The following is an 8,927-nucleotide window of genomic DNA, read 5'->3' on the forward strand; positions in this document are numbered from 1 at the left end:
CTTTGACATAGATCAAGTATTAATTAAGCTCTACTTCAACATAGTGAAAGTTAACCTTCCCCGAATATCTATAATTGTCATCCACTGACCGCAAATCAATATAAATTTCAAATCATTGTGATTTAATGCGGCCGCAATCACACGGAACAAGCTGCATAGCCTCTTAATTTTGCAGCGGTACTCTTATGACATAGGAATTTATACATGCTCAAAATCCTTCTTTTCACTTTATCCATCTTTAGCTGTGCTGCATTTGCTGAGCGCGCCACAACTATATTGATCTCTATAGATGGTTTCAGATGGGATTACATCGAAAAGCACGACGCAAAGAATATAGCAAAGCTTGCCAAACAGGGCGTTCGTGTGACCAAGCTATGGCCTCAATACCCGACCAAAACCTTTCCAAACCACTTATCAATCGTAACAGGTTTAAAGCCAATCCATCATGGTATTGTTGATAACTATTTTTGCGATAAAAAACGTGATGAGTGTTATAAAATGGGGATGGGTAAAGTGGATAGCTCATGGATTAGCGGTATTCCTTTGTGGAACCTAGTGAAAATGCACGGGTATAAATCTGCCGCCTACTTTTGGCCTGAATCCGACGCTAGAATCAATGGTATGACACCAGACTATTATTATCATTATTCAAAACAAGCCGATTATAAAAACCGCCTTAATGAAATTCATAATTGGCTAAAATTACCGAAAAGCGAAAAGCCATTGTTTGTTGCCAGCTATTTTTCTCTAGTAGATACCATGGGCCATGGATATGGACCAGATCATGAAAAAACAAAAGAAGCTGTACAATTTATTGACGGCTTAATTGGTGATTTCGTCGCGACTCTAAAGAAGGACAAAATCAAAGTAAACTTAGTACTCGTTTCTGATCACGGTATGACAAGCGTAGAGCCTAGCAAAGCCGTGCTACTTGAAGACCTAGATATACCTGAAGATTGGACGATAAAAAATAGCGGAACGAGAGTATCACTTTATGCGCTAGGCAATAAATCTCTTGAAAAAGGAGTGCTTATAAAGCAGTTACGTGAAAAAGCTAAAGGCCGTTATGATGTTTTAACTAAAGCGCAAAAGTTACAACTCAATGGAGGTGAATCACCTCGAATAGGTGATATTATTTTACAAGCTAAAGCGCCAATCGTATTTATGGGCCGAGGTAAGCATAGCTATTATGGCACTCATGGTTACGAAGTAACGCCCGATATGGCAGCATTCTTTGTTGCACATGGCCCAGCCTTTAAATCAGGCTTAACGATAACACAAGCAAGCAATTTAGAGGTTTACCCAACGCTTTCACATATTATGGGGCTCAAACCGCTCAATAAGCTTGATAGTAAGGGAGAAAACTTAATGAAGTTAGTTAGAAAATAACCCATTTTTTAACTGTTCAGTGTCAATGATCAGTCCTTGGCACTGAACTAGGTTAATCTGTAATCAATACCAATTTGTCTTAACAGTTGCTCAAAGTGGAGGAACAAACATGCCGCTAACTGCGTTAAAAATCTTCTATCTAGTTCGACTAACCAAGTTTTTTCGCCTCAACGTAGGTCTCATTATTAAGCAAATTGATACAAAACAGTAAAGGTTACTTTTTGCTTGTAGACTTCTTATTTGTAGACTTCATCAATCGCCTTGCTAAGGCAAATACGATATACACTAACACCAAGGAGTTGAGGACAAGCAATGCATCTCTATCAGATACAAACATCCAGATTGCCGCAAGCGCTAGACTTGCCAGTGTAAAGTGACCAACGAGTGGGTTAGTAGTCTTTTTCTTCATTAGTGTTTCGCTGTATTCATGTTCAGATTATTTTACACCCGAGAACAGCGACAATACCAATAATCTGTTAAAAAAACTAAATATTTCTAGCCATCTGGTTATAATGCGGGCACAAAAAATGTGGGCATTGCTATTCGTTATTGGTCAGACCAGAGTTTGATATAGATTAACTATTTCTCTAATGTGAATAGCTAAAATGACATGGAAGTACATTAAAAGAGAGTTTTTAGTGGCACATATTAATAAAGCGAAACATTGGTTAGACTTAAAAAAGCTAATACTTATTCTTGCAACACTATGCGTACTAGCTTCGTTATTTAACGCATTATTTTCCAGTTATCAAGTGCAAAAACAAGTGATGGTGAAGGATACACTAGAAGCAAACCGCGCTTATGCAACTAAGTTAGCCGATGTTACCGATCTTTTCTTACAGTCGGTTCTGATGCAGTTAAAAGCCTCGGGTGAAACTATCGTCTCACACTTGGATAGCCCGGAATTGATAAATAACGAGCTTAAGCAAATGCTTACTCGAACTCATAGCTTTGATTCCATTGTCTTGGTCAATGCGCAAGGAGAAATCATAGGAGCTCAACCCAGCTCACTCGGGGTCGTTGGGACAACGCTTATAAATGAAGCCGAAACTTCGCCATTGCGTGAGCAGGCGCCTTTTATTGTCGGACCTTTTGTCTCTCCTGCGGGCAATTTGATGGTTAGTCCAACGCATCCAATGTTTGATAACAAAGGGAATTTTGCCGGCTTTATCGCAGCGGGCATTTACCTAAAAGGAGACAATATATTAGGTCGGCTTCTTGCAAACCACCATCATCAAGATAAAACCTATATTTTTGTGACAGGGCCAAACGGCAAACTTATCTATCATCACGACGATCACCGCATAGGACAGGATGTCACTGACAATGAAGTAGTGGGATCACTACTTCAGAAAGTCTCAGGTTCGACTCAAGTCGTCAACACTCAAGGAGTTGCAATGCTTGCTGGTTATGCTTTGGTGCCTACAAGCGACTGGGGCGTAGTTGCACAGCGCCCGCTGGAAGTGACCATGTCGCATCTCTCAAACACCATGAAGCACGTACTTAAAACTACAGTGCCATTTACCGTGTTTTTACTCATTTGCGTTCTAGGGCTCGGCTCATTCATAGCAAAGCCCTTATGGAGACTGGCTAAGCTTTCGGAGCAAGTTCAGGATGGCCGAAATATCGACTTCCCACATGTACCAACGTGGTACTACGAAGCAACATGGTTATATCAAGCGATGCGAAGTAGTGTAAAAAATTTAGGAGCACAAATCCAACGCTTCGATGATGAGCGGAAACAAGACCAGCTTACACATTTGTTTAACCGACGCGGAATGGAGAAGTGGCTTGAATCGGCCTATGAGCAACGAATTCCTTTTAGCATTATTGCACTTGATATAGACCACTTTAAGAAAGTAAACGACACCTATGGTCACGATGTTGGTGATATTGTAATACAAAAGCTCGCCGAATTAATGCGCACCAATGCCCGCGAGCAAGATCATCTGTGCCGAAGCGGAGGCGAGGAATTTTTAATGTTTCTTCCTCATGTAGATATCAATAAGGCGGGAAACATTGCAGAGCGCTTACGTGCATGCACTGCTGAAACTCAATTTGATGAAGCGGGGCATATCACGATTTCTCTTGGGATTTCTCACTGGCCATTGTGTTCTGATGATTTGCATCACGCGCTTAAACTTGCAGATCGTAGCCTTTATCAGGCCAAGGCCAATGGTAGAAACCGCGTTGAGCACGCCGTTTTAGCTAACCACAATGTAGCATAATTGGAAATCTGATATTAAAAAGTGAAATTTGCTCCGAATATCGGTAAGATGCGTTGCAATTTTTATCGTTACCTTTATTTGGAGCTGTACTTTCCATGGCAAAAACATTGAAAGTTCCTCATACGCTAGTCTTGCTGCTAGGTATGATGCTAATTGCACTGCTGTCGACCTGGATTATTCCACAAGGTTTTTTTGATACCGCAACCACAGACTCAGGTAGACAAGTTGTACTTGCTGGTACCTACCATATCGCAGATGAGTCCGTTCGTCTTACTCCTTGGGATCTATTAAAAGCTATCCCTCGTGCTTTTGCTGCTGCACAAGACGTAATCTTCTTTGTGATGATAGTCGGCGGTGTACTCGCTATTGCGCGCGCAACAGGCACTGTTGATGCGCTAATTGGCCGCTTACTTGAAAAAAATGGTGATAAGCCGCAAAAACTCATTTTTATGGTTGTGTTCTGTTTTGCAATCGCGTCAAGCGCTATCGGTACTGCCGGAGAATACATTCCTTTTGTACTTATTTTGGTAGCACTTTGTAAAGCGATGAAATTAGATGCCATGACCGCGGTAGGCATGATTATCGCTGGCTACGGTATTGGTTACGGTGTTTCAGCATTTAACCCATTTACGGTATTAATCGCTCAACAAATCGCTGAAGTCCCAGTATACTCAGGTATTTGGTTACGATTTGCGATTTTTATTCCATTTGTCTTAATTGGATTTCATCATGTATGGAACTATTCGAAAAAGGTACAGCAAAACCCCGAATATTCTATGATGAAAGGCGTGCCTTGCCCACTTGCGGGTCAGGAAGCTCCTAGCTATCCACAGCTTAATGGTCGTCATAGAACTATTTTGCTGACTTTCGTTGTGACTCTCGTGTGTGCGGTTTGGGGGATTGCAACTCAAGGATGGTATCTATACGAGCTAGGTGGCTTATTTATCGCGTGGGGTGTCGTTATTTCAATCCTTGGTAAACTTTCAGCAGATGAAGCAGCAAATCGATTTATCGAAGGAGTCTCTGACCTTGTTACTACCGCTGTACTTATTGGTGTAGCTCGTGGTATTGCACTTATTCTTGAGGATGGTCAAATCCTGCACACCATCGTACATGGCCTTTCTACACCACTTTCTTATGTAGCTGCGGAAATTTCGGCGGTGGGTATGTTAATTATCCAAACGCTTTTAAATATGTTCATACCATCGGGCTCTGGTCAGGCTTATGTCACTATGCCATTGATGGTTCCAGTGGGTGATTTAGTTGGGGTACCAAGACAAGTTGCAGTGCTGGCCTATCAATTTGGTGATGGTTTCTCCAATATGATAGTACCAACTAATGCAGTATTAATGGGGATCCTTGGTATGGCAGGGGTTCCTTATACGCATTGGTTTAAATTCTGCATGCCGTTAATGGCTAAACTTATGCTGGCTGCCGCAACTGTGCTAGTGCTCGCGGTTATGTTTGGCTACGGCCTTGACGTACAACCGCAAATTACCGGCTAATCTCCCTAAAGTAAGATGGCGTCTACTGACGCTATCTTCTTACCACTGACCACCAACCATCACTCAAAGCAAATTTATTGATCTGAGTTTATATTCTATGTAGTTTAATGAACTATTATTATCTATTAAACACAGCTCTTGGTTAGGATTGGCCCTACAGACTTCTATGAATTTATCGTTTAGCCATTTTTACAATATGACATCCACCAGCCAGCGTTATCAATTTGCCTTAAAGCAATTGTACGAGCGCTTTGATGCTGATCACTGCTTTGTGGGTAAGTTTATCGATAACGACAAACGTGTAAAAACCGTGATGTACCTTGCGGATGGTGAAGAAGTCGACAATATCATTTATGACCTAGAAGGCACGCCATGCTTTGACGCGAAGGCAAGTAATGGCGTTTGCAGTGTTACCAGTGGCCTACAACAACTGTATGAAGAGGATGAAATTCTTCGTGTCCTCAGTATAGAAGGATATTTAGGAGTAACGCTAAGAGCGTTAGATCATACTCCAATCGGTATCATGGTCTGTTTATTTAACAAGGAACAACATGTTAGCCGTGAAGAAAAACTATGGTTTCAAGAGCTAGGACACCTGATCTCAACCGAGCTTAGTCATAACTTAGAGCTAAATAAACAAGGTATTTTGCTCAAACAGCTTGCAAAAGGCGAGCAGATAGCAGATTTATGTACTTGGACTTGGCAGCTTAAACAAAACAAACACTATTTTTCCTCTCATTTAAATCATTTGCTGAAAACACAAGCAGATTCACCTACATTATCGTTACTTCTTGATAAGCTCATGATAGAAGATAGTGAAAGGTTAAGGGTTGCATTGGAAAAGGTAAGGTTAGGTGCTGTTCGTAATATAGATTTACAAGTTTCGTTAGCGTCACGGACAGAACATCATGGTCTACTGCGAATTATCGGACAGGTTGAGCCAGATGATCAAAACATAGATGATGTAATCTTCACCGCAACCATACAAGATATTAGTTACATTTCTTCGCTTAATAAACAGCTTGAGCTGACCAATGTTGTCTTCGAGCATGCCACTGAAGCGATTATGATCACCAACAATGACAATAAAATTATTATGGTGAATCGTGCATTTGAGCGCTTAACGGGCTACACAGGCTATGAATTGTTGGGGCAAGACCCTGCAGTTCTTTCCTCTGGTAAGCAAGACAAATCTTTTTATGAAGCCATGTGGGCGTCGTTGAGTACACTTGGTCATTGGAAAGGGGAGATCCATAATCGTCGTAAAAATGGTCAAATTTACCCTGAAGAGCTAACGCTCAGTGTCGTCAAAGACGAGCATGGTAAAATCGCTAACTATGTTGGCATTTTTAGAGACATTACTGAGTGGAAGCGTAACGAGTCCCAACTCACCTTTTACGCCAACCATGAGCCGCTAACAGCACTTTTAAATCGCCGCAGCTTTATGCAGCGCCTAGAAGAGCAGATCTCAGGTTCTAGAAGTAACAATACCAGTTGCTCACTACTTTTTATTGGCTTGGATAGGTTTAAAGAAGTCAACGATGTTTTTGGCCCGGAGATTGGCGATAAGGTACTTATATCTGTTGCAAAACGATTAAAAAATGCCGTTCGACAAAATGATATTATCGCAAGGTATGGTGGTGATGAATTTGCGCTATTGCTCACTCATAGCGATGTAGAAAGTGCACTTAAAGTTGCCCAGAAGCTTTCACAGAAACTCTCTCAACCTTATGTATTTAATGAAATTACCATTGAAGTTACTTGCTCGACGGGAGTTGCACAACTCGAAGCAGGTTCACGGATCACTGCTGCAAATTTATTGAGAAACGCGGCGCATGCACTTAACAGTGTGAAAAAAACTGAGCGCGGGCAGGTAGCCCTACACAATGCGGCAATTCAAAACGCCTATTTAAACAAAATAAAGCTTAAGGACAAGTTGAAACAAGCACTTAAAGAAAGATCGCTAACTGTATACTACCAGCCAATCGTAAATGCTGACACAAATCACATCACAAAGTTTGAAGCACTAGTGCGTTGGTTTGATGATGAATACGGCATGGTGTCGCCCGGCACTTTTATTCCTATTGCTGAAGAGTTTGGTCTTATCCATTTAGTTGGACAGTTTGTGCTTGAGCGTAGCTGTCAAGACTTAGCAAAAATTCATCATGCTGGTTTCACAGATATAGGGATTTCTATTAATCGTTCCGTTAGCGAGTTTAAAGCCAGTATTAATCAGGTGAAGTTAATCACCTGTGCTATTGAAAAAGCCAAGATCCCGTATGAAGCAATTACCATTGAAGTAACTGAATCACTTGCCACGAATCGCTATACATGGAAAACGCTCAACCAACTAAGAGAGCATGGCGTCAAAGTATCACTTGATGATTTTTGTACTGGCTATTCATCATTAAGTAACTTAATAGAAAATCAGGTCGATTACCTAAAAATAGATAAGAGCTTTGTCGACAGCTTAATGTCTGATTACAACAAGCAAGTAATGATAGACTGTCTTATAAAGCTGAGTGATCAATTGGGGATTGGAGTGATAGCAGAGGGGGTTGAGCAATTCACTCAACTTGAAAAGCTGCGAGAGCTCGGCTGCCATCATATTCAAGGGTTCTTTTACAGTCCGGCGAAACCGATTGAAGCTTGTCTGGAGTTATTAACAACAAATGCTTTTGCAGAGCAAACACAAAGTGCAGTTGAAAAGTAAGGTGTGATGATTTGATATCACACCTTAAAAAAGTATGGTTACTACTGAGCCTTTATTACAATAGGGGCTTTATCAAAGCAGTTATCGCTTTAATGTGGTCATCACGCTCGTTTAACGCAGGAATATAACGGTACTTTTCACCGCCAGCAGACTCAAAGACCTCGCGGTTTTCTACTTCCAACTCTTCTAACGTTTCCAAGCAATCTGCACTAAAAGCCGGACTTAATATTGCGACGTTTTTAATACCTTGACTCGGAAAGCTCTCAAGTGTTTTGTCCGTATAGGGTTGCAACCATTCTGCTTTGCCAAAACGACTTTGGAAGGTTGTCATGACTTTTTCTTTATCAAGATTGAGTTTTTCAACAACTAATCGAGTCGTTTGCTGACAAAAACAATGATACGGATCGCCTCTATCTAGAAATAGTTTTGGTGTACCATGATATGAAAAAACCAGTTTATCTGGCTCACCATTCGCCTTAAGGTCCTCCCTAATGGAGTTAGCTAAAGACTCTATATAAAGGGGGTGTTTATGATAGCCATTAATAAAATGCAGTTCGGGAACCCAGCGCCAGCCCCTAAGCACTTTGGAGATCTGATCAAAGGTTGAGCCTGTTGTCGCGCTGGAGTATTGAGGATATAGCGGCACAACGATAATGCGAGAAACACCTTTTTCTCTTAATTTTTCAAGCCCAGATTCAATCGATGGGTTACCATAGCGCATCGCGAGTTCAACTTCTATCTCTTCAAAGCCTTCACTTCGTAGTTGCTTTTCTATTTTATCAGTTTGCGCTCGACTAATGGTAATCAACGGAGAGCCTGCATCGGTCCAAATTGATTGATAGGCATGGGCTGATTTTTTAGGACGAACACGTAGAATAATCCCATGCAAAATGATTAACCAAATTAGTCTTGGAATTTCAACGATTCGGGGGTCGGAGAGGAACTCAGCTAGATAAACTCTAAGTGCTTTAGCCGTTGGTGCATCAGGGCTACCTAAATTCGTAATAAGAATACCCGTTTTGGAATTAAATCGGCCTTCATGGGGATTATCTGTAATGGCTGAAAAGCGAGACACCTAACGCTCCTTAGATT

6 protein-coding genes are annotated in these 8,927 nt (G+C 41.2%); 4 read left to right on the forward strand and 2 right to left on the reverse strand.

The annotated features are described in order from the left end of the window. The first annotated feature begins 204 nt into the window (after positions 1-204). Entirely contained in the window at positions 205-1,389 is a 1,185-nt protein-coding gene (locus L1D50_RS18825) for an ectonucleotide pyrophosphatase/phosphodiesterase (RefSeq protein WP_239966595.1), read from the forward strand. Between the two features lie 214 nt (positions 1,390-1,603). Here the strand turns inward: L1D50_RS18825 and L1D50_RS18830 are convergent, their stop codons facing one another. Then, positions 1,604-1,798 (reverse strand): hypothetical protein, encoded by a 195-nt coding sequence (locus L1D50_RS18830; protein WP_239966596.1) that lies wholly within the window; start codon positions 1,796-1,798, stop codon positions 1,604-1,606. Positions 1,799-2,027: 229 nt separating this feature from the next. Here L1D50_RS18830 and L1D50_RS18835 point away from each other — a divergent pair, with 229 nt between their 5' ends. The 3 genes from L1D50_RS18835 (at position 2,028) to L1D50_RS18845 (ending at position 7,835) form a co-directional block, all read left to right on the forward strand. Then, positions 2,028-3,617: a sensor domain-containing diguanylate cyclase gene (locus tag L1D50_RS18835; RefSeq protein ID WP_128727130.1), complete on the forward strand. Its 1,590-nt coding sequence runs from the start codon at positions 2,028-2,030 to the stop codon at positions 3,615-3,617. A 95-nt stretch (positions 3,618-3,712) separates the two neighbouring features. After that, positions 3,713-5,122 (forward strand): TIGR00366 family protein, encoded by a 1,410-nt coding sequence (locus tag L1D50_RS18840; protein WP_128727131.1) that lies wholly within the window; start codon positions 3,713-3,715, stop codon positions 5,120-5,122. A gap of 166 nt (positions 5,123-5,288) precedes the next feature. Next, positions 5,289-7,835: a GGDEF domain-containing phosphodiesterase gene (locus tag L1D50_RS18845; protein ID WP_239966597.1), complete on the forward strand. Its 2,547-nt coding sequence runs from the start codon at positions 5,289-5,291 to the stop codon at positions 7,833-7,835. A gap of 55 nt (positions 7,836-7,890) precedes the next feature. Here L1D50_RS18845 and hemH read toward each other — a convergent pair whose 3' ends face one another. Continuing rightward, the gene (hemH, locus tag L1D50_RS18850) at positions 7,891-8,910 is read right to left on the reverse strand and encodes a ferrochelatase (RefSeq protein ID WP_128727133.1); all 1,020 of its coding nucleotides are present in this window, start codon (positions 8,908-8,910) and stop codon (positions 7,891-7,893) included. Positions 8,911-8,927: the final 17 nt, after the last annotated feature.

Origin of the sequence: Pseudoalteromonas sp. Isolate6 (assembly GCF_022398435.1) — a bacterium.
Classification (GTDB): domain Bacteria; phylum Pseudomonadota; class Gammaproteobacteria; order Enterobacterales; family Alteromonadaceae; genus Pseudoalteromonas; species Pseudoalteromonas galatheae.